General features: G+C 71.3%; 16 protein-coding genes. 11 read left to right on the top strand and 5 right to left on the bottom strand.

The genetic code is table 11. From position 1 onward, the window contains the following. Window positions 1-46 precede the first annotated feature (46 nt). The gene (locus ACIBTS_RS10035) at window positions 47-607 is read right to left on the bottom strand and encodes an NADAR family protein (RefSeq protein WP_399318104.1); all 561 of its coding nucleotides are present in this window, start codon (window positions 605-607) and stop codon (window positions 47-49) included. A 222-nt stretch (window positions 608-829) separates the two neighbouring features. Between ACIBTS_RS10035 and ACIBTS_RS10030 the strand changes: the two genes are divergently transcribed. From ACIBTS_RS10030 to ACIBTS_RS10005, 6 genes are all read left to right on the top strand, one after another. Continuing rightward, window positions 830-2,344: a gamma-aminobutyraldehyde dehydrogenase gene (locus ACIBTS_RS10030; RefSeq protein ID WP_399318102.1), complete on the top strand. Its 1,515-nt coding sequence runs from the start codon at window positions 830-832 to the stop codon at window positions 2,342-2,344. Between the two features lie 69 nt (window positions 2,345-2,413). Continuing rightward, window positions 2,414-3,661 carry a PotD/PotF family extracellular solute-binding protein gene (locus tag ACIBTS_RS10025; RefSeq protein ID WP_399318099.1) on the top strand — a complete coding sequence of 416 codons (1,248 nt, stop codon included), beginning with the start codon at window positions 2,414-2,416 and terminating at the stop codon, window positions 3,659-3,661. Between the two features lie 5 nt (window positions 3,662-3,666). Next, window positions 3,667-4,818: an ABC transporter ATP-binding protein gene (locus ACIBTS_RS10020; protein WP_399318097.1), complete on the top strand. Its 1,152-nt coding sequence runs from the start codon at window positions 3,667-3,669 to the stop codon at window positions 4,816-4,818. A 1-nt stretch (window position 4,819) separates the two neighbouring features. Then, a complete protein-coding gene (locus ACIBTS_RS10015; protein ID WP_079659188.1) occupies window positions 4,820-5,749 on the top strand; it encodes an ABC transporter permease in 930 nt (309 codons plus the stop codon). Beyond that, window positions 5,750-6,550 (top strand): ABC transporter permease, encoded by an 801-nt coding sequence (locus ACIBTS_RS10010; protein WP_399318095.1) that lies wholly within the window; start codon window positions 5,750-5,752, stop codon window positions 6,548-6,550. 22 nt (window positions 6,551-6,572) lie between these two features. Beyond that, complete coding sequence (locus tag ACIBTS_RS10005; RefSeq protein WP_399318093.1) at window positions 6,573-7,991, top strand: NAD(P)/FAD-dependent oxidoreductase; 1,419 nt, start codon at window positions 6,573-6,575, stop codon at window positions 7,989-7,991. 6 nt (window positions 7,992-7,997) lie between these two features. Here the strand turns inward: ACIBTS_RS10005 and ACIBTS_RS10000 are convergent, their stop codons facing one another. Beyond that, window positions 7,998-9,626: an IS200/IS605 family accessory protein TnpB-related protein gene (locus ACIBTS_RS10000; protein ID WP_399318091.1), complete on the bottom strand. Its 1,629-nt coding sequence runs from the start codon at window positions 9,624-9,626 to the stop codon at window positions 7,998-8,000. A gap of 285 nt (window positions 9,627-9,911) precedes the next feature. Here ACIBTS_RS10000 and ACIBTS_RS09995 point away from each other — a divergent pair, with 285 nt between their 5' ends. Beyond that, window positions 9,912-10,352 carry a hypothetical protein gene (locus ACIBTS_RS09995; RefSeq protein ID WP_399318090.1) on the top strand — a complete coding sequence of 147 codons (441 nt, stop codon included), beginning with the start codon at window positions 9,912-9,914 and terminating at the stop codon, window positions 10,350-10,352. Between the two features lie 133 nt (window positions 10,353-10,485). On the opposite strand, the gene ACIBTS_RS09990 is transcribed toward ACIBTS_RS09995, so the two are convergent. After that, window positions 10,486-12,204, bottom strand: a complete 1,719-nt coding sequence (locus ACIBTS_RS09990) for a PucR family transcriptional regulator (RefSeq protein WP_399318088.1) — start codon at window positions 12,202-12,204, stop codon at window positions 10,486-10,488. 87 nt (window positions 12,205-12,291) lie between these two features. Then, window positions 12,292-14,676 carry an ATP/GTP-binding protein gene (locus ACIBTS_RS09985; RefSeq protein WP_399318087.1) on the bottom strand — a complete coding sequence of 795 codons (2,385 nt, stop codon included), beginning with the start codon at window positions 14,674-14,676 and terminating at the stop codon, window positions 12,292-12,294. 280 nt (window positions 14,677-14,956) lie between these two features. Between ACIBTS_RS09985 and gabT the strand changes: the two genes are divergently transcribed. From gabT to ACIBTS_RS09970, 3 genes are all read left to right on the top strand, one after another. Then, a complete protein-coding gene (gene gabT, locus ACIBTS_RS09980) occupies window positions 14,957-16,291 on the top strand; it encodes a 4-aminobutyrate--2-oxoglutarate transaminase (RefSeq protein WP_399318086.1) in 1,335 nt (444 codons plus the stop codon). Between the two features lie 483 nt (window positions 16,292-16,774). Next, window positions 16,775-17,512, top strand: coding sequence for a phosphatase PAP2 family protein (locus ACIBTS_RS09975; protein WP_399318083.1), 738 nt, complete (start codon window positions 16,775-16,777; stop codon window positions 17,510-17,512). A 40-nt stretch (window positions 17,513-17,552) separates the two neighbouring features. Beyond that, entirely contained in the window at window positions 17,553-18,998 is a 1,446-nt protein-coding gene (locus ACIBTS_RS09970) for an aldehyde dehydrogenase family protein (protein ID WP_399318081.1), read from the top strand. 148 nt (window positions 18,999-19,146) lie between these two features. On the opposite strand, the gene ACIBTS_RS09965 is transcribed toward ACIBTS_RS09970, so the two are convergent. Beyond that, window positions 19,147-21,996 (bottom strand): glycoside hydrolase family 3 C-terminal domain-containing protein, encoded by a 2,850-nt coding sequence (locus ACIBTS_RS09965; protein WP_399318080.1) that lies wholly within the window; start codon window positions 21,994-21,996, stop codon window positions 19,147-19,149. 321 nt (window positions 21,997-22,317) lie between these two features. Between ACIBTS_RS09965 and ACIBTS_RS09960 the strand changes: the two genes are divergently transcribed. Continuing rightward, window positions 22,318-24,009: an extracellular solute-binding protein gene (locus ACIBTS_RS09960; RefSeq protein WP_399318078.1), complete on the top strand. Its 1,692-nt coding sequence runs from the start codon at window positions 22,318-22,320 to the stop codon at window positions 24,007-24,009. The last annotated feature ends 21 nt before the right edge of the window (window positions 24,010-24,030 follow it).

The following is a 24,030-nucleotide window of genomic DNA, read 5'->3' as shown; positions in this document are numbered from 1 at the left end:
TCGGGCGGGGAGTCGGGTGGGGTGGGTAGGGGCCGGGTGGTCTGGGTCAGGCTTTTGCTCTCAGCCGCTCTCGGGCCTCCATCAGGGCGAAGCCGAGGAGGTTCAGGCCTCGCCAGCGCTCCGGGTTCATCGCGGCCTCGTCGTCCGCCGCCAGGCCGATGCCCCATACGCGGTCCGTGGGGCTCGCCTCCACCAGCACCCGCTCGCCGGTGCCCAGCAGGAACGCCCGCAGTCCGGCGTCCGAGGCGAACTTGTGGACGCTGCCCTCGACCACGATCCGGAACCGCTCCCGCTCCCAGACCGCCTCGTCGAAGCCGCGCACCAGCCGCCCCTCCTTCTTCGCCTGGGCGGGGGACCTGGCGGCCAGCGCCCGCCGCTCTGCCTCCGCGTCTTCGAAAAGTCGCGCCTTCCCGGCCATCATCCAATGCTCGGCCGTCGCATACGTGACCCCGTCGACCACGAACGGTGACGGCCACCACTGGCTCAGACAGCTCGGCCCCACCTGGCCGTCCGGCCTCGGCCGGTGTCCCCAGAAGTGCAGGTACTTGATCCTCGCCCCCGCTCGGGCCGCACTGACCAGGGCGGCCCGGCCGTCGATCGTCTCCATGCACGCCAGCATCGCAGGGGCCACTGACACCGCGTCCCGCCTTTTCCGTCGCCACTCGGCATCTGGGCACCCCCCAGTCGACAGATTCCGTCGCGTAACCAAAAGGCAACAACGGAATCACTTGTTGGAGTGCCATTGCTCTGTCAGGATCGGCAATCAAATCAGGCCGGAGCTACGCCACCCGCTCTCGCGCAGAGCGGGGCGAAGGCGGAGGAGAGCGACATGCAGGACCGGTTCCCCGCACAGGAACGTTTCGCGGACGGCGCTCAGTACATCGGAGGCCGTCTCACCCACGGCACGTCCGGCCGGACCCACGCCGTGATCGACCCCGCGACCGGCGAGGAGGTCTTCACCTACACGCTGGCGAGCGCCGACGACGTGGACGCGGCCGTCGCCGCCGCCCGCGCCGCCTTCCCGGGCTGGTCCGGCGCCACGCCGGGCGAGCGTTCGGACGCCCTGCACCGCCTGGCCGCCGTCCTCGCCGACCGTGCGGAGGAATTCGCCCGCGCCGAGTCCCTCCAGTGCGGCAAACCGCTGAAGCTGACCCGCCAGTTCGACGTCCCGGGGACGATCGACAACACCGCCTTCTTCGCCGGTGCCGCCCGCCACCTCGCGGGCCAGTCCGCGGGCGAGTACTCCGGTGACCACACCTCCTACGTCCGCCGCGAGCCCATCGGCGTCGTCGGCTCCATCGCCCCCTGGAACTACCCCCTCCAGATGGCCGCCTGGAAGATCCTCCCGGCGATCGCCGCGGGCAACACCATCGTGCTCAAGCCCGCCGAGCTCACCCCGCTCACCTCCCTCCTCTTCGCCCGGGCGGCGACGGAGGCCGGCCTGCCCGACGGTGTCGTCAACATCGTCAACGGGACCGGGAAGGAGGCGGGCGAACACCTCGTCGGACACCCCGATGTCGCCATGACCTCCTTCACCGGCTCCACCGCCGTCGGCAAGCGCGTCGCCGAGCTCGCCACCGCGACCGTCAAGCGACTCCACCTGGAGCTGGGCGGCAAGGCGCCCTTCGTCGTCTTCGACGACGCCGACCTGGAGGCCGCCGCCAACGGCGCGGTCGCGGGCGCGCTCATCAACACCGGGCAGGACTGCACGGCCGCCACGCGCGCGTATGTGCAGCGGCCCCTCTACGAGGCGTTCGTCGAGCGGACGGCCGCCCTGATGGAGACCGTCCGGCTCGGTGATCCCTTCGCCGCCGGCACCGACCTCGGCCCGCTGGTCTCGCACGTCCAGCGCGACCGGGTCGCCGCCTTCGTGGACCGGGCGCGTGCCTACGCGCGCGTGGTGACCGGCGGCGAGGCCCCGCAGGGCGAGCTCAAGAACGGCGCCTACTATCTGCCCACCCTGATCGCGGACGCGGCCCAGGACAGCGAGATCGTCCAGTCCGAGATCTTCGGGCCGGTCCTGGTCGTCCTGCCGTTCGACGGAGACGGCGAGGGCATCGCGCTCGCCAACGACACCCCGTACGGGCTCGCGGCGTCCGCCTGGAGCCGGGACGTCTACCGGGCGAACCGGGCGACACGCGAGATCAAGGCCGGGTGTGTGTGGATCAACGACCACATCCCGATCATCAGCGAGATGCCGCACGGCGGCTACCGGGCGTCCGGCTTCGGCAAGGACATGTCGGCGTACTCGTTCGAGGAGTACACCCAGATCAAGCACGTAATGTTCGATAACACGGCGGTGGTTCGGAAGCCCTGGCACCGCACCGTCTTCGGGGACGCGTAAGCGACGACTGACAAGCGACGACGAACGGCCGCCGACCACGGCCGGACCTCCCGAAAGGGCACCACGCGCATGGAGCAGTACGAGCCCGACCGCCTGAGCCCGGCCCAGGTGGCCGCCATACGGCGCAGTTTCCGCAACGGCAGGGCGGCCATGACCCGCCGGTCGCTGCTGCGCGCCTCCGCCGGCGGCGTGCTCACCCTCGGCGGCCTCGGCGCACTGAGCGCCTGCGGGATCCCCGCGGCCGGCAAGTCCGGGGGCGGCACGTCCGCCGAGGACCACTCGGCGCAGGAGAAGACCGTGAACTTCTCCAACTGGACCGAGTACATGGACGTCGACGACAGCGGCAAGCACCACCCCACGCTCGACGCCTTCACCAAACGCACCGGCATCAAGGTCAAGTACACCGAGGACATCAACGACAACAACGAGTTCTTCGGCAAGATCAAGCCGCAGCTCGCCGCGGGCCAGGACACCGGCCGCGACCTCATCGTCCTCACCGACTGGCTGGCCGCCCGCCTCATCCGCCTCGGGTGGGTCCAGAAACTGGACGCCTCCCACCTGCCGCACGCCTACGCCAACCTGTCGCAGCAGTTCCGCAGCCCCGACTGGGACCCGGGCCGGGCCTACTCCTACCCCTGGCAGGGCATTTCCACGGTCATCGCCTACAACAAGAAGGCGCTGGACGGCATCGAGGTGAAGTCGGTCTCCGACCTGCTCGACAATCCCAAGCTGAAGGGCCGCGTCGGCTTCCTCACCGAGATGCGCGACAGCATGGGCATGACGCTGCTGGACATGGGCAAGGACCCGGCGAAGTTCACCGACGACGACTACGACGCGGCCATCGCCCGCCTGCAGAAGGCCGTCGACAGCGGCCAGATACGCCGCTTCACCGGCAACGACTACACGTCCGACATCACCAGCGGCGACTTCGCGGCCTGCCTCGCCTGGGCCGGTGACGTCGTCCAGCTCAAGGCGGACAGCCCCGACGTCGACTTCGTCATCCCCGACACCGGCTATCTGACGTCCAGCGACAACATGCTGATCCCCAACAAGGCGCGCCACAAGACGAACGCCGAGCGGCTCATGGACTACTACTACGAGCCGGAGGCGGCAGCCGAACTCGCCGCCTACATCAACTACGTCTGTCCCGTCGACGGAGTGAAGGACGCCCTTGCGAAGATCGACGCGGATGCGGCGAACAACCCGCTGATCATCCCCGACAAGGCCATGCAGGCGAGATCCCATTCCTTCCGCTCCCTGAGCTCTAAGGAAGAGACCGCCTACGAAGCAAAGTTCGCGAAGCTCACTGGGGCGTGACGACGATGAAGACAACGGACAACGGCAGCGGCGACGTCCGCCTGGCCGGCATCGGCAAGACCTACGGCTCCTTCACCGCCGTCCACCCGCTCGACCTGACCGTCCCCCAGGGCTCCTTCTTCGCCCTGCTCGGCGCCTCCGGCTGCGGCAAGACCACCACCCTGCGCATGATCGCCGGCCTGGAGGAACCTTCCTCCGGGACGGTCCACCTCGGCGACCAGGACGTCACGGCCCTCCCGCCGTACAAGCGCCCGGTGAACACCGTCTTCCAGTCCTACGCCCTCTTCCCGCATCTCGACATCTTCGAGAACGTCGCCTTCGGCCTGCGCCGACGCGGCATCAAGAGCGTGAAGAAGCAGGTCGAGGACATGCTGGAGCTCGTCCAGCTCGGCGAGCAGGCCCGCAAGAAGCCGCACCAGCTCTCCGGCGGCCAGCAGCAGCGCGTGGCCGTGGCCCGCGCCCTCATCAACCACCCCAAGGTGCTGCTCCTCGACGAGCCCCTCGGCGCCCTCGACCTCAAGCTGCGCCGCCAGATGCAGTTGGAGCTCAAGCGCATCCAGACCGAGGTCGGCATCACCTTCGTGCACGTCACGCACGACCAGGAAGAGGCCATGACGATGGCCGACACGGTCGCCGTGATGAACGCGGGCCGCGTCGAACAGCTCGGCTCGCCGACCGACCTCTACGAGAACCCGATCACCACCTTCGTCGCCAACTTCCTCGGCACGTCGAACCTGATCGAGGCCGAGGTCGACGCCATGAGCGGCGACGACATCGTCCTGAAGGCGGGCGGCGGCAAGCTGGTGCTGCCCGAGGCGCGCTGCGCCGCGCCCACGACGACCGGCGGCAGGGTGCTGGTCGGGGTCCGTCCGGAGAAGATCTCCCTCACCCACGCCGACGACGCCGGCGAGATCCCCGAGGGCCGCAACCGCATCACCGGGAAGATCGCCAACTCCTCGTTCATCGGTGTCTCCACCCAGTACGTCATCGACAGCGCGGTCTGCCCCGAGTTCGAGGTCTACGCCCAGAACATCGACCGCGACGCCCGGCTGGTCCCCGGCGCCGACGTCGTCCTGCACTGGAGTCCGGCCCACACCTTCGGCCTGGACGCGTCCCAGGACATCGACGCGGGCATCCAGGAAGAGGCGGCGGTCTGACATGGCGACACTCGCCGAGGCGCCCCCGCCTCTCACCCCCACGGCCCCCGAGCAGAAGCCGCCCCGCAGGCGCGGACGCCTCACGCCGTACTGGCTGCTGCTGCCCGGGCTGCTCTGGCTCTTCGTGTTCTTCGCGCTGCCGATGATCTACCAGGCCTCCACGTCCGTGCAGACGGGCTCCCTGGAGAACGGCTACAAGGTCACCTGGCACTTCGCGACCTACTGGGACGCGCTGAGCGAGTACTGGCCGCAGTTCCTGCGCTCCGTCCTCTACGCGGGCGCGGCCACGATCCTGTGTCTGGTGCTGGGCTACCCGCTGGCCTATCTGATCGCCTTTCGCGCGGGCCGCTGGCGGAACCTGATCATGATCCTGGTGATCGCGCCGTTCTTCACCAGCTTCCTGATCCGCACCCTCGCCTGGAAGACGATCCTCGCGGACGGCGGCCCGGTCGTCGGCGCCCTCAACACGCTGCACGTCCTGGACGTCACCAGCTGGCTCGGCTGGACCGCGGGGGACCGCGTCCTCGCCACACCGCTCGCGGTGGTCTGCGGTCTGACGTACAACTTCCTGCCGTTCATGATCCTGCCGCTCTACACCTCGCTGGAGCGCATCGACGGGCGCCTCCACGAGGCCGCGGGCGACCTGTACGCCAGGCCGGTCACCACCTTCCGCAAGGTCACCTTCCCGCTGTCGATGCCGGGCGTGGTATCCGGCACGCTGCTCACCTTCATCCCGGCCGCCGGCGACTACGTCAACGCCGAACTCCTCGGCTCGACCGACACCCGCATGATCGGAAACGTCATCCAGACGCAGTTCCTGCGGGTGCTGGACTATCCGACGGCTGCTGCCCTCTCCTTCATTCTCATGGCCGCGATCCTGCTCATGGTCACCTTCTACATTCGCAGGTCCGGGACGGAGGATCTGGTCTAAATGCCCGTCGTCAACTGGCTCAAGCGCCATTTCGTGGTCATCGCGGGACTTCTCACTCTCGGCTATCTCCTGCTGCCGAACATCGTGGTCACGGTGTTCTCCTTCAACAAACCGAAGGGCCGCTTCAACTACCAGTGGCAGCAGTTCTCCACGGACGCCTGGAAGGACCCGTGCGGGGTCGCCGGGCTGTGCGGCTCGCTCTCGCTCAGCCTCCGGATCGCGATCTGGGCCACCATCGGCGCCACGGTCCTCGGCACGATGATCGCCTTCGCGCTGGTCCGCTACCGCTTCCGCGCGCGGGGCGCCGTCAACTCGCTGATCTTCCTGCCCATGGCGATGCCCGAGGTCGTCATGGCCGCCTCGCTGCTCACCCTGTTCCTCAACCTGGGTGCACAGTTGGGATTCTGGACGATCCTCATCGCGCACATCATGTTCTGCCTCAGCTTCGTCGTGACGGCCGTCAAGGCACGCGTCATGTCGATGGACCCACGCCTGGAGCAGGCCGCCCAGGACCTCTACGCCGGGCCGGCGCAGACCTTCCTGCGCGTCACCCTGCCCATCGCGGCCCCCGGAATCGCCGCGGGCGCGCTGCTCGCCTTCGCGCTTTCCTTCGACGATTTCATCATCACCAATTTCAACGCGGGCTCGACCGTCACCTTCCCCATGTTCGTGTGGGGTTCGGCCCAGCGTGGAACGCCCGTTCAGATCAACGTCATCGGCACGGCCATGTTCCTCGTCGCCGTACTGTTCGTCCTGATGTCGATGGTCATCGGAAACCGTCGCCGCAAACAAAAGGCATAAAGCTCTGTAGGGAGTTGAAATCATGGCCCCAAGCGCCATGAACCGGTGGATCACTTCTCTTTCCGACGCCCAGCCGGTCCCGTACTGGCTGGAGGACCCCGGCAAGCCCCACCCCGAGCCCGCGCTCACCGGCGCCGAGACCTGCGACCTGCTGGTCGTCGGCGGCGGCTACAGCGGACTGTGGACCGCGCTCATCGCCAAGGAGCGCGAGCCGCGGCGGGACGTGGTGCTGCTGGAGGGCCGCGAGGTGGGCTGGGCCGCCTCGGGCCGCAACGGAGGCTTCTGCGCGGCCTCCCTCACCCACGGGCTGCCCAACGGGCTGGCCCGCTGGCCCGACGAGATCCACCGGCTGCAGGAGCTGGGCGGGCGCAACCTCGACGAGATCGAGGCGGCGATCGCCCGGCACGGCATCGACTGCGACTTCGAGCGCACCGGCGAGATCGACGTCGCGACGCAGACGTACCAGGCGTGGGAGCTGCGCGACTGGTACGAGGAACTCGACCGCAAGGGCCTCGCCGAGGGCCTGGAGTTCCTCGACGCGGACGCGGTCCGCGAGCAGGTCGCCTCGCCCACCTTCGAGGCGGGCCTGTACGACCGCCGGGGAGTGGCCATGCTCCACCCCGCCAAACTGGCCTGGGGCCTGAAACAGGCCTGTGCCCGCCTCGGCGTCCGCATCTACGAGCACACCCCCGCCCTGGACCTGAAGCCGTACGGCGCGGGGATGGCCGTACGCACCCCCTACGGGTCGGTCCGCGCCCGGCAGGTTGCCCTCGGCACCAACATCTTCCCGAACCTGGTCAAGCGGGTGCGGGCGTACACCGTCCCGGTCTACGACTACGCGCTGATGACCGAACCGCTGACCGCCGAACAGCTCGACTCGGTCGGCTGGAAGAACCGTCAGGGCCTCGGGGACAGCGCCAACCAGTTCCACTACTTCCGCCTGTCCGCGGACAACCGCATCCTCTGGGGCGGCTACGACGCGATCTACCCGTACGGCGGCCGGGTGCGCGCCGAGTACGACGACCGGCCGGAGACCTACGCCAAGCTCGCCGGCCATTTCTTCGGCTGTTTCCCGCAGTTGGAGGGCGTCCGCTTCACGCACGCGTGGGGCGGCGCGATCGACACCTGCTCGCGCTTCTCGGCGTTCTTCGGCACGGCCCACCAGGGCAAGGTGGCGTACGCCGCCGGCTACACCGGCCTGGGCGTGGGGGCCACCCGGTTCGGCGCCGAGGTGATGCTGGACCTGCTGGCGGGGGAGACCACCGAGCGGACGTCCCTGGCGATGGTCCGCAAGAAGCCGCTGCCCTTCCCGCCCGAGCCGTTCGCCTGGACGGGCATCGCCCTCACCAAATGGTCCCTGGCCCGCGCCGACGCACACGCCGGCCGCCGCAACCTGTGGCTGAAGACGATGGACCGACTGGGCCTGGGCTTCGACAGCTGACCGTTCCTAAAGACTGAGCGGGAGTGAGTCCTGTTGCCAGGGCTCGTGCTCAGCCGGGCGCCCCGAACGGTGTTGGGCGTCCTGGTTCCCCGCGTTCGCTCCGCGTCCGGCGCGCACGGATCGTGTCCGTGGTCCGGGGATGCGGGGGCGGGGTTCCTCACGCCCCGGGGTGCCCGGTGCGGCCTGGACGGTCCGATGCCCCACACGATCGCTCTGGTCGTGTGGGGGCGGTGTCGTCCGTCGCCGGATCGGGTGTCCCAGGGCGCGCCTTCCGATCGCCACGGCGGCCGCGTCGTGGCGGGTGGTCTTCCTGGTCGTGGTGGTGAGGGGTTTCTGCCAGTGCTGCGCGCCCCACCTGCTGGTGTAGGCGGGGTCGACGGCGACGACCGTGATGCCGAGTTCGGCGGCCATGGCGACGAGGCGGGCGCGCAGCCGGGCCACGGGCATACCGGAGACGAGGTGGCGGAAGCGCTTCTTGCGGCCGTGTTTCTCGCGGGTGGTCTCGGCGGTGAAGTCGAGGTCCTCGACGGCGATCGCGAGGCCGTGGCGTTTCGCCCAGTGCAGCAGGCGGATGAGGGCGTGGCGGATCTGGGCGTCGCGGTATTCGGCGGTGCCGGTGAGGTCGTAGCCGAAGCGGCGGGGTTCGCCGAGGGGGTTGCCGTGTACGTCGAGGCGCCAGGCCGCCAGGTGATCGGCGTTGGTGTCCACGCCGACCACGCCGTTGGCGCGGGCCGTGGCCAGGGGGACGGTCCGGACCGAGGCGATCGTCCACGACGCGGTCAGGTACCAGCGCCCGCGCTGGACGTCTTCGTGGATGCGGTAGGCGACGGCCCGGTTCGCGGCCACCCGGTCGCGCCACTGCTCACCCCGGTGCGCGAAGCCGACGCGGGCGGCCAGCGTGTACCGGCCGTGCGGGGCGTTGGCCAGGTGCGCCAGCGGCGCGGGCAGCTTGAGGCTCACCTCGCCGTCCGGGGTGACGCGGATCGTCTCGTTGCCGTACCGCTTCCCCGACTCGCCGTCGGCCTGCAGGAACCGGCGTTCGGCCTGCCACCGCTCGCGCCACTGCTCCTCGGTGAGCTGGGCGGCCCCGAGGTGGTGGCGGGTGTTCAGCAGCCGCTTCCCGCCGCGCACCACACGCACGCGCCCGGCCGCGACGTCGGCGCGCGCCGCCTGAAGCCGGTCGGTGAGCACGTGCAGGCGGCGGGTCTTGGCATGCCACTCCCGCCTGCTGCGGTAGCCCCCCGGAGCCCGCCTGCTGCCCTTCTCCCCGACCGGCAGGGACAGCCGGTGGGCGATCGTGCGCACGCCCGCTTCGAGTGTTCGGATGTGCGCGAGCTGGCCGCGCCGGGCGAGCGCCCACTGATCGTGGGTGGCCTTCGTGACCGACCCGGCCCAGCGCGAGGAGGACTCCGGTGTGAGGGCGCGTTTGCGCTCGGCCCACCGCTGGGCGTCGTGATCCAGCCCGGCCACGCACCGTGCTTTGAGATCCTGGGAGGCGAGCGCGCCCAGGTGGTCACCGACCAGCCGCAGCACCTTCTCGTCCTTGGCCGTTAGGCCCTTGAGCCGGTCACGGACCGCCACACCCGACGGGCCCAGGGCGACGAACGGCGCCGCCATCTCCCGCAGCCCGCCCATCCCTTCCGCCCCCTCACCGCGTCGGCCTGAGAACCCCTCACCGCATCCAACGACCATCACCGGCAAAGGTCACCCATTCGACCAAGAAACTCCTGTTCCTTTCCAGGCCCACCGGACCCGCCGCGGCGGCAAGACTCACTCAGGCGCGCCAGAACACGCCCGTGCGCACTCAACCGCCAGCAGTTCACAACCCCTACAGGGCGTTGGAACCCGCGTAATCCTCGCCGCGGACCTCCCCTCTCCCTCGTGACGCGCGTGCGTTCACGAGGGAAAGCGAGGCTTCCTATGGCTGGGGCGAAGACGGCGGTCGAGTGGCTGGCATCCGTCGCACCGGATCCCGAGGCATGCCGGTGGGAATGGGAGCGCAACCCGCTGGGTGTTGTGCTGCTGCCCGCGGGCAGGGCCTGGGACGTGCTCATCCTGCCGGGCGAGCTCGGCTATCCCACCCTCGACGTGCTCAACCGGATCCTCGACCGGCCGGGCCCCGTCCTCGTCGACTTCGGGGACGACCGCATGGGGTTCTTCGTGACGCCGGGCACGGCCGCCCGCTGGCTCGGCGCCGGCATCCGCACCGCCGGGTCCGGCGCCTGGATCGTCGTGCCGTATCCGGGCCGCTCGACCGGGAGTGTCCGCTGGCTGGTCCCGCCGGACGGCTCCGGCACCCTGACCGACCCCGCGCTCCTCGAACTCGCGATGCACGAGGCTGCCGCCCGCCTGGCCGAATAGGCGGCACCGGGGCTGTCATCGGCAGGGCGCGGCTTCGTCGTGGCGTGTCGCGCCCGCGCGGCGGAGCCGCAGATGTCAGCGCCCCGCCCCTTTGCAGGGCCACCGGCCTGGTCGTGCTGGGCCGACCAGTCGACTAGTCCGACGTCGTCTTCAACGCCAGCCACAGCTCCATCCGGACGTCCGGGTCGTCCAGCGAACGCCCGAGGATCTCCTCCACCCGCCGCATCCGGTAGCGCAGAGTGTGCCGGTGGACGCCCAGGTCGGCCGCCGCCGCGTCCCACTGGCCGTGGCGGGAGAGCCAGGCCCGCAGGGAGGCCACCAGGTCGCCGCGGCCGGTCGCGTCGTGCTCGTGCAGAGCCCGCAGCAGGCCGTCCGCGAACGCCTTCACCGCGTCGTCCGCGAGAAGGGGCAGCACGGAGCCCGCGGCGAGCTGCTCATGCTCCACGAAGACCCGGCCGCGGCGCCGCGCCACCGACAGCGCCTGCTGGGCCTGCTTGTACGCCGCTGCCGCCGCGATCGGCCCGGCCAGCGCCGACAGGCCGACGACCAGCTCGTCCTCGTCCACGCCCTCGCCGGTCCCGCGCCTCGCCTCCAGCGACGCCGCGTACCGCGCGCACGCCGCCACGGCCGCGCCCCCGTCCGTGACCAGCGCCACCAGCTGCTCGCCCTGGGGCACCACGAGCACGGCCTCCCCGGCCCGGGCGGCCGCCGACTCGACGACTTCGGTGAGACCGCCGAAGGGCTCCTGGGTCCTCTCGGCGCCGACCGCCGGACGGGCGTCGACCGACCCGCGCGCCTGCCCACGCCCTTCGGCCGGCCCGTCCGCCGCCGTCGTCGCAGGCCCGCGACCCTGACGCTCGGCGTGCGCCCGGGCGGCCGGTGCCGGCTCGGCGACGATCACCCGGAACGGGGCGTCGAGCAGGTCGCCGTACAGATCCCCGGCGACGGCGCGCGCATGGTCCGGTTCGCCCGCCAGCAGCATGCGCAGCACCGCCGCGCCGATCCGCTGCTGCGCCTCCTGCAACGGGCGGGAGCGTTCCGTGGCGAGGGTGAGCAGCGCGATCGCCGAGTGGACGGCGTACCGTTCGGCCGTGCCCAGAGCCGACGCCGTGCCGACGGCGAGCGCGGCGCGCGGGCGCCGGCCGGTGCCCAGGGAGTGCAGTTCGACCCGGTCGTCGTAGCGCTCGTCGGACCCGGAGCGCTCCGGGCCGCCGGCGCCCCCGACGACCGCCGAGGCCGGCGCCGGCCGCTCCCGCAGCCGCTCCACCTCCGCCGTGAGCCGCGCGGCCCGCCGGCCCGCCCACTCCGGCGCGGCCGCCACGACGGCGCCCGAGGCGTCGTACAGCGCCGCCCACCCGTCGACCTGGGCGGCGAGCGCCCCGAGCAGCCCCTGCGGGCCGTCCGTCAGCGCCTGCTTCGTCAGCTCGCGCTGGGCCGCGAACCCGTCCGTCACCGCCCGGTACTGGTCGGCCGCGATCGCCGCCGACACCGCCTTGCTGATCGCCAGGAACGGGGTGCGGCGCGGCACCTCCAGCAGCGGCAGGCCCTCCTCCTCGGCCGCGTCCACCAGCGCCTTCGGGATCTCCTCGTAGGCGACGCCGACGGCGAAGCCCAGCCCGACCACCCCGGCCTTGGCGAGCCGCTTCACATAGCGCCGCATGGCCTGCGGGTCCTCCGCGTCCAGCTTGAGCGCGGTGATCAGCAGCAGCTCCCCGCCCTCCATGTACGGCACGGGGTCCGCGAGCTCGCTGACGTGCGCCCAGCGCACCGGCACATCCAGACGGTCCTCGCCCGCCCGCACGGTCAGCTTCAGCGCGGAGTGGTGGACGAGCGAGGCGAGCGTAGGAGGCATGGGGCCTTCAGGTCGGAGAGCGAACGACAGCGAGGGGTGAGGTGATCTTTTGTCCGCCGCGTATGAACGGCCTCCCTCGATTCTGCCTCACTGTACGGACCGCAGGTCCACCAGCAGCGGCGGCGCGTGCTCGCCCGCCACGCTCGTCAGGGACAGCACCGCGTGCCCGGGCGGCACCTCGTGCGCCAGCCGCGACGCCGACCACCGCTCCCGCTCGACCTGGCGCACGGTCACCGCGTCCGTGGTCACCGCCTTGCCGGTCACCAGCTTGCGCAGGGCGTGGATGGCGCGGGTCATCGGCTGGTCGGCGAAGACCGTGTGCTTGGCGACCTCCGTGGTCTCCACCCACTCGGTGCCCCAGGTCTGCGCGAACCTGCTGCCGTCCCAGGTGGTGATGCCGGAGAACGCCATCCGGCAGCCGACAGCCCCGTACAGCGGCCCGTGCAGCGCCTCGGGGACGTCGCCGATCGTACGCAGGGCCAGCACCACGCCCGCGTTCTGCGAGCGCAGCCGCTGCAGCCGGCGCACCGACCCGTCGGTCACCGCCCCCGTCGCGTCGTCCAGGACCAGACAGACGAAGTGGTCGCGCCGCTCCCGTACGACGGTGTGGAACTGGGCGAGGACCAGCCGGGTGATCAGCCGGGCGGCCTCCTCGTGGCCCCGCTCGGGCAGGTCGACGCGGACCCGCAGCGGGTGGTGCGCGACGGCGCGCAGCGAGAACGCCCGGTGCGCGTTGCCGCCCGCGCCGAAGAAACCCGCGAACACCGGCCGGTTCAGCAGCGCCAGCCGGTCGGCGAGGGCCCGGCCGACGTCGCCCGGCGTGCCCGTCTGCCGGATGCGCGCCTCCAGCTCACGGCGCATCATCTCGTCCCCGGCCACCGCCGTCCGCAGCGCGGCCAGCGCGCCCGGCTCGCCCTCCAGCAGTTCGCGCAGCTCGGGGAGGGTGGGGAAGCAGCCGTGCACGCTCCGGTACGGGCCGAGCAGCTGGGCCAGCGCGGTGGCCGCGCCCTGGGCGCTCACCGTGTCGAGATCGCCGACCAGTGCCTCGCCGAGGATCGCGGCGGCCTCGTCCGGGTCGTCGGACTCGGCGTAGGGGTCGAGGTCGTGCACGGACGACGGATCGCCGAGCCGGACGATCACGTCGAACGCGGAGTCGGCGCCGAGCGGCCCGCTGCCGGGCGAGGACACCGCGACGACGGCGCACGACCCGGTGAGCGCCTGCAGGGCCAGCGCCTCGGTCAGCGGCTCGATCAGCGTGCGCGTCTTGCCCGAGCCGGACGGCCCGACCGCCAGCAGCGAGGTGCCGAGCACGTCCGGGCCGAGCGCGGCGCCCGCGTCGTGGTACGTCGTCGGCGTGCGCTCGGCGGCCACCCAGCGGCCGATGCGCACCTGTCCGGCGAGCAGATCGTGGCGGGCGGTGCGCCGGGGCAGGTCGCGGGCGCCGGAGGGGTGCGTCCAGGCCGCCCCGCCGTGGCGCAGCACGGTCTCCCGGAAGTCGGGCAGCCCCGCCGTCCAGGCCCGCCGCACCCGCGTGCAGTCGACGTCGTTCATCCGCCCGGCGGCCACCTCACCGGTCAGCAGGTCGGCCGCCTCGTACTGCCCGGCGTCCCGCAGCTCGGGCCACTGGGCGCGGGGCCGCTCCCCGGCGGGGGCGGCCGCCGGGCGCTCACGCAAGGCGCGCCGTTCCTTCAGATACGGCAACCAGCCGCCGAACCGGGCGAACGGCCACACCACGAGCAGTGTGATGACCGCGTACAGCGCGTTGGTGAACAGGGGGGAGGCGAACAGCTCGTAGCTGCCGGAGATCAGCACGATGAGCGAGAACAGCGGGTCGACGACCGGCAGCGCGTCCCAGCCGACCCCGAAGGCGTCGGGGAAGACGAAGCTCAGCGTGGCGAGCGCGCCGAGCAGGGCGAGCAGGGCACGGGCGGGCTGCGGGCGGCGGCCGACGAAGTGGCGTACGGCGTGCGGCCAGCTGCCCAGCCGGCCCATGGCGTAGACGAGGACGGCGAAGAACACCCCGTCGTAGACGACCCGCGCCTCGGCGCCCTCCATGGTCTTCGGTGAGGCGATCGTGCCGCCCCACCACCAGCCGTCCGGGGTGAACAGCCGCAGCAGGGTGAACTGGTAGGGCATGCTGCCCCGCCGCCACAGCGACCACGCGACCAGCGCCACCACCAGCGGGACCAGCATCCCGACGACAGTGACGGGCGCGAGCCGCTCCACCGTCGCCCGCGCCGCCTTCGGCAGCCGGTATCCGAAGCGCCAGATGCCGGGCTTCGCGGCGGGCCGCTCCTCATCGAGCCACTCGGCGACCGCGGACGAGGCCGGCGGGGCATGTTCCGGCGCAGGTGGGACACCCGGCGCCCGGGCCGGGCGCGGCGGCGTCGAGGGCGCCCGCGGCGGCCCCGCCGGGCGCGGCACGGGACTCGCATGCGTGCCCCGCGCGTCCTGCGTCCCGTCGCTGTCCATCGCCCCTGCCCCCTGACCAGCCGTTCCGTCCACCATCAGCGAGTCAATCTAACGCGCCCGCAAGGGGAGTTCACCGCTTACGACGCCGGGCCCGCGACGATCACCGTTCAGGGCGCCGTCACCGGCACTGTCCACGGCGGACAAGCGGCCTCGCCGACACCGCCCACATGGAGCATGCCCACCCTCCGTTCCCCGTCCTAGCCTGCGAGAAAAGAAGGCAAGCGTCCGCAACGCCCCGTTCCCCCCGTTCCCCCCGTTCGCAGAACCACAGGAGCCCCTCATGACCGCCCTTCCGCAGGAGCGCCGCGTCGTCACCGCCATCCCCGGCCCGAAGTCGCAGGAACTGCAGGCCCGCCGTACCGCCGCGGTCGCGGCCGGGGTGGGTTCGGTGCTCCCTGTCTTCACCGCGCGAGCGGGCGGCGGCATCATCGAGGACGTCGACGGCAACCGCCTGATCGACTTCGGCTCCGGCATCGCCGTGACCTCCGTCGGCGCGTCCGCCGAGGCCGTCGTGCGCCGGGCCGCCGCCCAGCTCGCCGACTTCACCCACACCTGTTTCATGGTCACCCCCTACGAGGGCTATGTGGCGGTCGCCGAGGCCCTCGCCGAGCTCACCCCGGGCGACCACGCCAAGAAGTCGGCGCTGTTCAACTCCGGCGCCGAGGCCGTCGAGAACGCCGTCAAGATCGCCCGCGCCTACACCAAGCGCCAGGCGGTCGTCGTCTTCGACCACGGCTACCACGGCCGGACCAACCTCACCATGGCCCTGACCGCGAAGAACATGCCGTACAAGCACGGCTTCGGCCCGTTCGCCCCCGAGGTCTACCGGGTCCCGGTCGCCTACGGCTACCGCTGGCCCACCGGCGCCGAGAACGCGGGCCCCGAGGCCGCCGCGCAGGCCATCGACCAGATCACCAAGCAGGTCGGTCCGGACAACGTGGCCGCGATCATCATCGAGCCGGTGCTCGGCGAGGGCGGCTTCATCGAGCCCGCCAAGGGCTTCCTGCCGGCCCTCAGCAAGTTCGCGTCCGACAACGGCATCGTCTTCGTCGCCGACGAGATCCAGTCGGGCTTCTGCCGCACCGGCCAGTGGTTCGCCTGCGAGGACGAGGGCATCGTCCCGGACCTGATCACCACGGCCAAGGGCATCGCGGGCGGGCTGCCGCTCGCCGCCGTCACCGGCCGCGCCGAGATCATGGACGCCGCGCACGCGGGCGGCCTCGGCGGCACCTACGGCGGCAACCCGGTCGCCTGCGCCGGTGCGCTGGGCTCCATCGAGACGATGAAGGAGCTCGACCTCAACGCCCGAGCGAAGCGAATCGAGGCGACGATGAAGTCCCGCCTCGCCGCCATGGCCGAGAAGTTCGACATCATCGGCGACATCCGGGGCCGCGGCGCGATGATCGCCATCGAGCTGGTCAAGGACCGTACGACGAAGGAGCCGAACGCCGAGGCCACGGCCGCGCTCGCCAAGGCCTGCCACCAGGAGGGCCTGCTGGTCCTGACCTGTGGCACCTACGGCAACGTGCTGCGCTTCCTGCCCCCGCTGGTCATCGGCGAGGATCTGCTCGCCGAGGGCCTCGACATCATCGAGCAGGCTTTCGCGCGCATCTGAGCCCGGATGTCGCACAGCTGATTCCCACCGGCCGCAGAGGGTGTGAAGAAGGTGTGCGGGGAGGATGGCGGGACGGAATGGGGCCTGTCGTACCGCCTGCCCCTGCCGTAGGTTCTACCGAGATGAGAGATACACCCCGCCCACAGGGGACTGTGGGCGGAACCCAGGCCGGGGCCTCCCCAGCTTCGACCTGGTCGTGCCCTCGCGCACACAACCGGAGCTTCCAGCTTCGGATCTCCACACCGATCGGACGGTCGCCCGCCCCAAACCCCCCGGGGCGGTCGGCGTTTCCGGTCCGGACGGCCACCCCGGAATCACCCCCCCTGTTCCGGGGTGGCCGACCTCCTTCTCTGGCGCGTACCACCGAAAGCGGACCCCGGATTCGTTCCGGGGTCTTTTTTCGAGCCGGCCGCGGTCCCGGCCGCGGACCACACCGCCCGGACCCCCGTCCGCGGAGCGATGGCTCCTGACAAGCTGGGGCCCATGTCGTTCCGCGTCCGGCCGCAGACTCTGCTGGGCCTGCCCGCCCTGCTCTTCGTGCTGATCACCTGGCAGGTCGCCGCCGGCGGGCCCCTCCTGGGCCTGGACGAGCGCCTCAGCCGTGCCCTCGTGCACCCCGACCGGACCTCCGAGCTGCTGTCCGACCTGGGCAGCGTGCAGGTTGCGGTGCCGGCCCTGCTGCTGGCCGCGGCGTATGCGGCCTGGCGGGGGAGAACGGCCGGCGATGCACGCTGGTGGATGCCGCCCGCCGCCGCGGTCGCACTGATCGTGCTGGTGCCGCTGATCATCGTCCCCCTGAAGGAGTGGACCGACCGGCCCGGCACGACCGCCGTGCCGCCGGCCACCGGCTACTACCCCTCCGGGCACACGGCGACGGCGGCGATCGCCTACGGCTCGGCGGTGATGATCCTGCTGCCGTGGCTGCGCACGGCACTCGCCCGCCGGGCGGCCGTCGCCCTGGGCGCCCTGCTCGTCCTGGCCGTTTCGTTCGGGCTGGTCCGGCGGGGCTACCACTGGCCGCTGGACGTCGTGGCGAGCTGGTGCCTGTGCACGGTGCTGCTCGGTGCGCTCCGGCTCTTCCTGGCCCGGCACCCGGTACGGGAGCAGCACCGACCGTGCCAAACCGGCGCACCGCCGCCGTCCACCCGTACGACTCGGACAAGCGACCCCCGTGCTCTGCGCCCCTACCGTGGAGCACGGAAACCACAGGACACCCCCTAAGCGGAAGGGCCGGGACTCGCATATGCCCCAGGAAAAGAACGTGGGGGGCACCCACGCCTTCTGGCTCGCCGGCCGCCAGGTCACCGGCGAGGACACCTTCGACGTCACCTCCCCGTGGGACGGCCGCCTCGTCGGCAAGGTGAGCGTGCCGACCGACGCGCAGGTCGAGGAGGCCGTGGCCGCCGCGTACGCCGTACGGGACGAGTTCGCCGCCACCCCCGCCCACGTCCGTGCCGCCGCCCTCGACCAGGTGAGCCGTCGCCTCGTCGAGCGCACCGAGGAGATCGCGCAGCTCATCTCCGCCGAGAACGGCAAGCCGGTCAAGTGGGCGCGCGGCGAGGTCGGGCGCGCGGCCTCCGTGTTCCGGTTCGCCGCCGAGGAGGCCCGGCGGTTCAACGGCGGCGAGGCCCAGCGCCTCGACACCGACCTCGGTGGTCAGGGCCGGCTCGCCCTCACCCGGCGCTTCCCCAAGGGCGTGGTGCTCGGCATAGCGCCGTTCAACTTCCCGCTGAACCTGTGCGCCCACAAGATCGCCCCGGCGATCGCGGCCGGCGTGCCGATCATCCTGAAGCCCGCTCCGGCGACCCCGCTGTCCGGTCTGGTCATCGGCGAGCTGCTCGCCGAGACCGCGCTGCCCGCCGGTTCCTGGAGCATCCTGCCGGTCGCCAACGACCGCATGCCCGCCCTCGTCCAGGACGAGCGGCTGCCGGTCATCTCCTTCACCGGCTCCGAGAAGGTCGGCTACGCGATCATGGACTCGGTGCCGCGCAAGCACTGCACCCTGGAGCTGGGCGGCAACGGCGCGGCCGTCGTCCTCGGCGACTACGCGAGCGACGCCGACCTCGACTGGGCGGCGACCCGCATCGCGACCTTCTCCAACTACCAGGGCGGCCAGTCCTGCATCTCCGTGCAGCGGGTCATCGTGGACGCCTCCGTGCACGACCGGCTGCTGCCGCGCATCGTCGCCGCCGTCGAGGCCCAGGTCACCGGCGACCCGTCCGACGACACGACCGACGTCGGGCCGCTGGTCAGCGAGGACGCGGCCAAGCGCGTCGAGACATGGGTGGACGAGGCCGTCGCGGCCGGCGCCTCGCTCCTCGCGGGCGGCAAGCGCGACGGCGCCTCCTACGCGCCGACCGTCCTCACCGACGTACCGGCGGACACCAGGATCGCCTGCGAGGAGGTCTTCGGGCCGGTCCTCACCGTGCAGAAGGTGCACGGCGAGAGCGAGGCCTTCGCGGCCGTCAACTCCTCCAAGTACGGCCTCCAGGCGGGCGTGTTCACGCACGACGTGCAGGCTGCCTTCCGCGCCCACCGCGCGCTGGAGGTCGGCGGTGTCGTCGTCGGCGACGTGCCCTCCTACCGTGCCGACCAGATGCCGTACGGCGGCGCCAAGCAGTCCGGGGTGGGACGCGAGGGCGTGCGCTTCGCGATGGAGGACTACACCTACGAGCGCGTCCTGGTCCTGACCGGGCTCGCCCTCTGACCCGAGGAGCCTTGAGGGTCCAGACCCTCTAGCTAATGGGAACCATTTTCAGATAGTCTCGGGGTGGCGCGAAAACGCCGTCCCCCGAAGGGGCCCGGCACCGATGCCTTCCGGTGCCGGGCCCCTTCATGCCGACGACTCCAGCCCCTCAACCGGAGAAGCCGACGTGCGCGAGCCGCAGTGGGCCGCGCAGCCTGAGGTGCAGGTCGTGGACGCCCTCGGCGGTGAAGGGCGCCTCGACGTCGAGATAGTCGTACCGTCCCGGCGTGGGCGTGGCGACCGTCACCGTCGCCAGGGCCGGCCCGCCGCCGAGGGACAACTCGACCGTGCCCGACCCCGCCACCGTCACCGTCGCGCGTGTGGCGCCCGTGCCGAAGTCGCAGGCGCGGTAGACCAGTTCGCCCGTTCCGTCCGCCATCCCCGGCGCCGGCGTCACGGCGTCGCCCGAGACCTTCGCGCGGTCGACGATCTCCGTGCCGCTCTGCTCGTCGAAGTCGGCCGCCTCCAGACCGAGCCGGCGGACCGGCCGCGGGGCGGACGGCTCGCCCTCCAGCGTGACGGACCCGCGCAGACGGACGTCCGTGCTCGACGCGCCGACCAGGAGGTCGTAGGGGCCGGACTCCAACCGCCACCGGCCGTGCGCCACGTCCCAGAACGCGAACGCGGACAGCGGGACCTCGAAGGACAGCTCCGCCTTCGCGCCGGGTGCGAGCCGCACCCGCCGGTGGCCGAGCAGCTCGCGGCGCGGCCGGGTGACCGACGGGTCCACGGCGCGGGTGTACAGCTGGGCGACCTCGTCGGCCGTCATGTCCCCCGTGTTGGTGACCGTGAAGGCCACGTGCACCGCGCCGTCCTCGGCGCGCACCGCCAGGTCGGCGTAGGAGAACGACGCGTACGACAGGCCGTGCCCGAACGGGAACAGCGGGGCGCCCTCGAAGTAGAGGTACGTCTGACGGGCGCCGATCACGTCGTAGTCGAGCAGGTCGGGCAGGTCGGCGTCGTCGGCGTACCAGGTCTGGGGGAGCCGGCCGGCGGGGGAGACGTCGCCGGCCAGGACGCGCGCCAGAGCGGTGCCCGCCGCCTGGCCGCCGTGCGCGGTCCACAGCACCGCGGACAGCGGACCCGGCTGGAACGCGTACGGGTACGCCGACACCAGCGCCAGCACCGTGCGCGGGTTCGCCGCCCGGGCCGCCGCCAGCAGCCGCTCCTGATGGGCGGGGAGCCGCAGGGTGGTGCGGTCCTCGGTCTCCCGCCCGTTGAGGTGCGGGTCGTTGCCCGCCACGACCACGACCACATCGGCCTCTGCCGTGACGCGGGTCACTGCTTCCTCGCCGTTTTCCACGACGATGACCTCGACAACCTCGGGATCGTCCTCGGCAACCCGCACGCCGTCGGCGGCGACACTGACGTGGCGACCCGTACCCAAGTGCCGGAGGAGGTGACCGCTCTCATGGGGTTCGAGGCGGAACGTCTCCTGGACGATCCAGCCGCCGGGCTGGTCGGCGGAGGCACGCAGGAAGCCGTCCTCGGCGACGGAGACATAGCGGCCGTCCGGGGCGCGGAGCGTCAGCACGTCATCGCCCCAGTCGACGAGCGCGAACTCCGTGCCGGCCACGCCGTCCGTGGTGAGCGGGGGCAGGTCCGTGCGGCCGGCGAGCAGCGCCGGGTCCAGGGCGCCCTCCGCGCCGCGCGCCTCGTCGGCGGCCCCGGGGGCGGCCGGGACCTTCAGAAACGTTCCCGCGGAGGTCTTCAGCAGGACCCGGTCCGCGCCCTCCGCGAACTCCACCCGCTCGGCGCCGAACCGCTCGTACAGCCCCTCCAGGGGTGTGGAGCGATGGATCAGCGTGCCGCTGTACCAGTCGAGCTTGCACTCGTCGGTGAGCAGACCGACCACCGCGATCCGGGTGTCGGCGGCCAGTGGCAGCACGCCGTCGTTGCGCAGCAGCACGATCGCCTGCTCGGCGGCCTCCTCGGCGAGGGCGCGGTGCGCCGGGGTGTCGAACTCGCCGGTGTCCGCGTGCGGGTCGTAGTGCGGGTCGAACTCGCCCAGCCGGAAGCGGACCGAGAGCTGGCGGCGTACCGCCGTGTCGACGTCGGCCTCGGTCAGCAGGCCCTGCTCCAGGGCGCCCCGGACCCGGGCGACGATCGTCGAGCCGTCCGTGCCGTGGTCGGTGAAGCTGTCCACGCCGGCGACCAGCGAGGCCGCCGTCGCCTCCTCGTGGGTGTCGAAGTAGTGCTCGGAGTCGACCAGGTTGGAGGGCGCGCCCGCGTCCGAGCAGACCAGCAGCTCCTCGTCCGTCCAGGCCCGCAGATGCTCGCGCAGATACGGCGAGACATGGTTGGGGCGGCCGTTGACCAGGTTGTAGGCCGGCATCACCCCGGCCACCGCACCCGCCTCGACGGTCTCCTTGAACGCGCGCAGATCGTACTCGTGCAGGACGCGCGGGCGGACCGAGGAGGACGTGACGGACCGGTCGGTCTCGTTGTTGTGGGCCAGCCAGTGCTTGAGCACCGGGGCGGTGCGCCAGTACGTCGGATGGTCACCGCGCAGGCCGTGGGTGTAGGCGGTGGCGATGGCCGAGGTGAGCTTCGGATCCTCGGAGTAGCCCTCCTCGTTACGTCCCCACAGCGGGTGGCGCAGCAGGTTGACCGTGGGCGACCAGACGTTGAGGCCGACGCGCTCGTCGCGGGCGCGCATCGCCCTGACCTCCTTGGACACCGCCTCGCCGACCCGGCGCACCAGCTCGGTGTTCCAGGTCGCGCCCAGCCCCACGGCCTGCGGGAACACTGTCGCCGGACCCATCCAGGCGACGCCGTGCAGCGCCTCCTGGCCGGTGCGGAACTCGGCGATGCCGAGACGGTCGACGGCGGGGGCGAACTGGTGGAGGAAGGAGACCTTCTCGGCCAGGGTCAGTCGCGACAGCAGATCGTCGATGCGCTTCGCGAAAGGCAGCTGAGGATCGCGGAAAGGCGGCGTGGGCGTCGGGTGTGCGGTCACTTGGGGATCCCTTTGCGGTGGAGCGGCAAGGCTCTTTCGAAGCGCTTCGATGCTCATTCGACGTACGGGCGGGTGTCAAGGGCATCTCGCCGCTATTTCAAGCAGCGCATGCGAACAGGTCACCCGTGATGGGTCGGAGGAATGTTTGAAGCGACCCTTGTGCACCCCCGGGTGTTCACTTAACCTCGCAGCAACATCGAAGCGCTTCGACTGACATTCACCAAGGTCGGAGTATCCGCTTCAGCTCAGCCAGTTCCACTCGAGACACCGCAGCCGACGGCCACCGCCGGGTGTCCTGGTGCGCCATGAAGGGTTGACGCAATGACGCCGAACGCCGCTTCCGCCTCCTCCGGGCCCAGCCGGAGAAGCTTCCTCGCCTCCACGGCGGTCGCCACCGCAGTGGCGGCGGGAGGAATGCCGTTGCTGGCCGCGTGCGGAGGCACGGACGAGGGTTCGCGTGAGGGCACCACGTCGGGCAAGGGCGCAGCGAAGATCCTGCCGGCGTACGTGGCCAGCAACGTGGTGGTGCCGGACATCCCGGCCAAGAACGGCTCCGCGATCGGCTTCACCGGCAAGCTGGACCTGGCCGCCCTGAAGACGTCGGTTCCCAAGAAGCTCGGCAAGGGCGGCAAGGTCACCATCATGTCGCCGTTCTGGGGCTCCCCGCCCAAGAGCGACAACGCCTACTACAAGGGTATGAACTCCCTCATAGGTGTCGACGTCGTGTGGCAGAACCAGGACGGCAACACCTACGACCAGAAGCTCGGCGCCATCCTCGCCTCCAGCGACATCCCGGACGTCGTGGTCGTCCCCGGCTGGAACATGGGCGGCAAGATACCCACGGCCATCATCAGCAAGTTCGCCGACCTCGGCCCCTACCTCTCCGGCGACGCGGTCAAGGAGTTCCCGAACCTCGCGGCGATCCCGACGGACGCCTGGCGGCGCTCCATCTTCGGCGGCAAGCTGCGCGGCCTGCCGATGCCGATGCCCTCGGCCCCCAGCATGGTGCCCCTGTACCGCCAGGACATCTTCGAGAAGGAAGGCTACGAAGTCCCCAAGTCCTGCGACGAGTTCATGGCGCTGGCCAAGGAGATCACCAAGCCCAGGGCCAGGCGCTGGGCGTGCCTGGACATGAAGTGGACCGCCTTCCAGGCCTTCGGTGTGCTCTCCGGCGCCGAGAAGCCGCTGGGCTGGAACCTGGTCGACGGCAAGCTGATCTACCGCATCGAGACCGACGAGTACCTCGAAGCGCTGGAGTGGTCCCGCAAGCTGTTCGCGGCGGGGGTCGTCCACCCCGACTCCAAGATGGGCAAGAACGCCCCCGACCCGGGCCCCAAGTTCGCCAAGGGCGAGTTCCTGATCTACCCCAACAACATCTCCCAGTGGTGGGGCCGCACCGCCGAACAGGCCACCCAGAACCCGGACTTCAAGATCTGGGGCATGGACGTCTGGGGCCACGACGGCGGCAACCCCACCCTGTGGGCCGACCAGCCCGCCGGAATCTTCGCCTTCGTCAACAACAAGGCCTCCGAGTCGGTCATCCGCGACGTGCTCGCCGTCGCGAACGTCACCGCGGCGCCGTACGGCACCAAGGAGTACATGATGACCAACTACGGCGTGGAGGGCACCCACTACACCGTCAAGGACGGCGTCCCCACCAAGACCGACCAGGGCAACATCGAAGTGGCGAACGCGTTCGTCATGGTCGCGAGCCCCGCCGCGACCATCGCGCACCCCGACTTCCCCGAGGTCGCCAAGGGCCAGGTCGAGTGGGAGCAGCGGATGGGCGCCTTCGCCAAGAAGTCCTCCTTCTGGGGCATGCAGATCACCGAGCCGAACCGCTACACCAACCTCTCCAACGACTTCGAGCAGCTGGAGGACGACATCGTCCGCGGCCGCAAGAAGATCAGCGACATGCAGCAGGCCGTCTCCGACTGGAAGAGCAAGGGCGGCGACGGTCTGCGCGACTGGTACAAGAAGATCCTCGACGAGAACGGCTCCGCGGCCGGCTGACCCGGTAACGAGGCAAGGAGA

The sequence above is a fragment of the Streptomyces sp. NPDC050121 genome (assembly GCF_044460385.1).
GTDB lineage: Bacteria > Actinomycetota > Actinomycetes > Streptomycetales > Streptomycetaceae > Streptomyces > Streptomyces soliscabiei.
The sequence above is the reverse complement of the archived record's forward strand: the minus strand, read 5'-3'. Positions and strand labels throughout refer to the sequence as shown.

Coding starts and splice junctions, on each gene's coding strand:
- ACIBTS_RS10035 (WP_399318104.1), bottom strand. CDS start 607: ATGGAGACGATCGACGGCCGGGCCGCCCTGGTCAGTGCGGCCCGAGCG.
- ACIBTS_RS10030 (WP_399318102.1), top strand. CDS start 830: ATGCAGGACCGGTTCCCCGCACAGGAACGTTTCGCGGACGGCGCTCAG.
- ACIBTS_RS10000 (WP_399318091.1), bottom strand. CDS start 9,626: ATGGGCGGGCTGCGGGAGATGGCGGCGCCGTTCGTCGCCCTGGGCCCG.
- ACIBTS_RS09975 (WP_399318083.1), top strand. CDS start 16,775: ATGTCGTTCCGCGTCCGGCCGCAGACTCTGCTGGGCCTGCCCGCCCTG.
- ACIBTS_RS10005 (WP_399318093.1), top strand. CDS start 6,573: ATGGCCCCAAGCGCCATGAACCGGTGGATCACTTCTCTTTCCGACGCC.
- ACIBTS_RS10010 (WP_399318095.1), top strand. CDS start 5,750: ATGCCCGTCGTCAACTGGCTCAAGCGCCATTTCGTGGTCATCGCGGGA.
- ACIBTS_RS09990 (WP_399318088.1), bottom strand. CDS start 12,204: ATGCCTCCTACGCTCGCCTCGCTCGTCCACCACTCCGCGCTGAAGCTG.
- ACIBTS_RS10015 (WP_079659188.1), top strand. CDS start 4,820: ATGGCGACACTCGCCGAGGCGCCCCCGCCTCTCACCCCCACGGCCCCC.
- ACIBTS_RS09995 (WP_399318090.1), top strand. CDS start 9,912: ATGGCTGGGGCGAAGACGGCGGTCGAGTGGCTGGCATCCGTCGCACCG.
- ACIBTS_RS10025 (WP_399318099.1), top strand. CDS start 2,414: ATGGAGCAGTACGAGCCCGACCGCCTGAGCCCGGCCCAGGTGGCCGCC.
- ACIBTS_RS10020 (WP_399318097.1), top strand. CDS start 3,667: ATGAAGACAACGGACAACGGCAGCGGCGACGTCCGCCTGGCCGGCATC.
- gabT (WP_399318086.1), top strand. CDS start 14,957: ATGACCGCCCTTCCGCAGGAGCGCCGCGTCGTCACCGCCATCCCCGGC.
- ACIBTS_RS09960 (WP_399318078.1), top strand. CDS start 22,318: ATGACGCCGAACGCCGCTTCCGCCTCCTCCGGGCCCAGCCGGAGAAGC.
- ACIBTS_RS09985 (WP_399318087.1), bottom strand. CDS start 14,676: ATGGACAGCGACGGGACGCAGGACGCGCGGGGCACGCATGCGAGTCCC.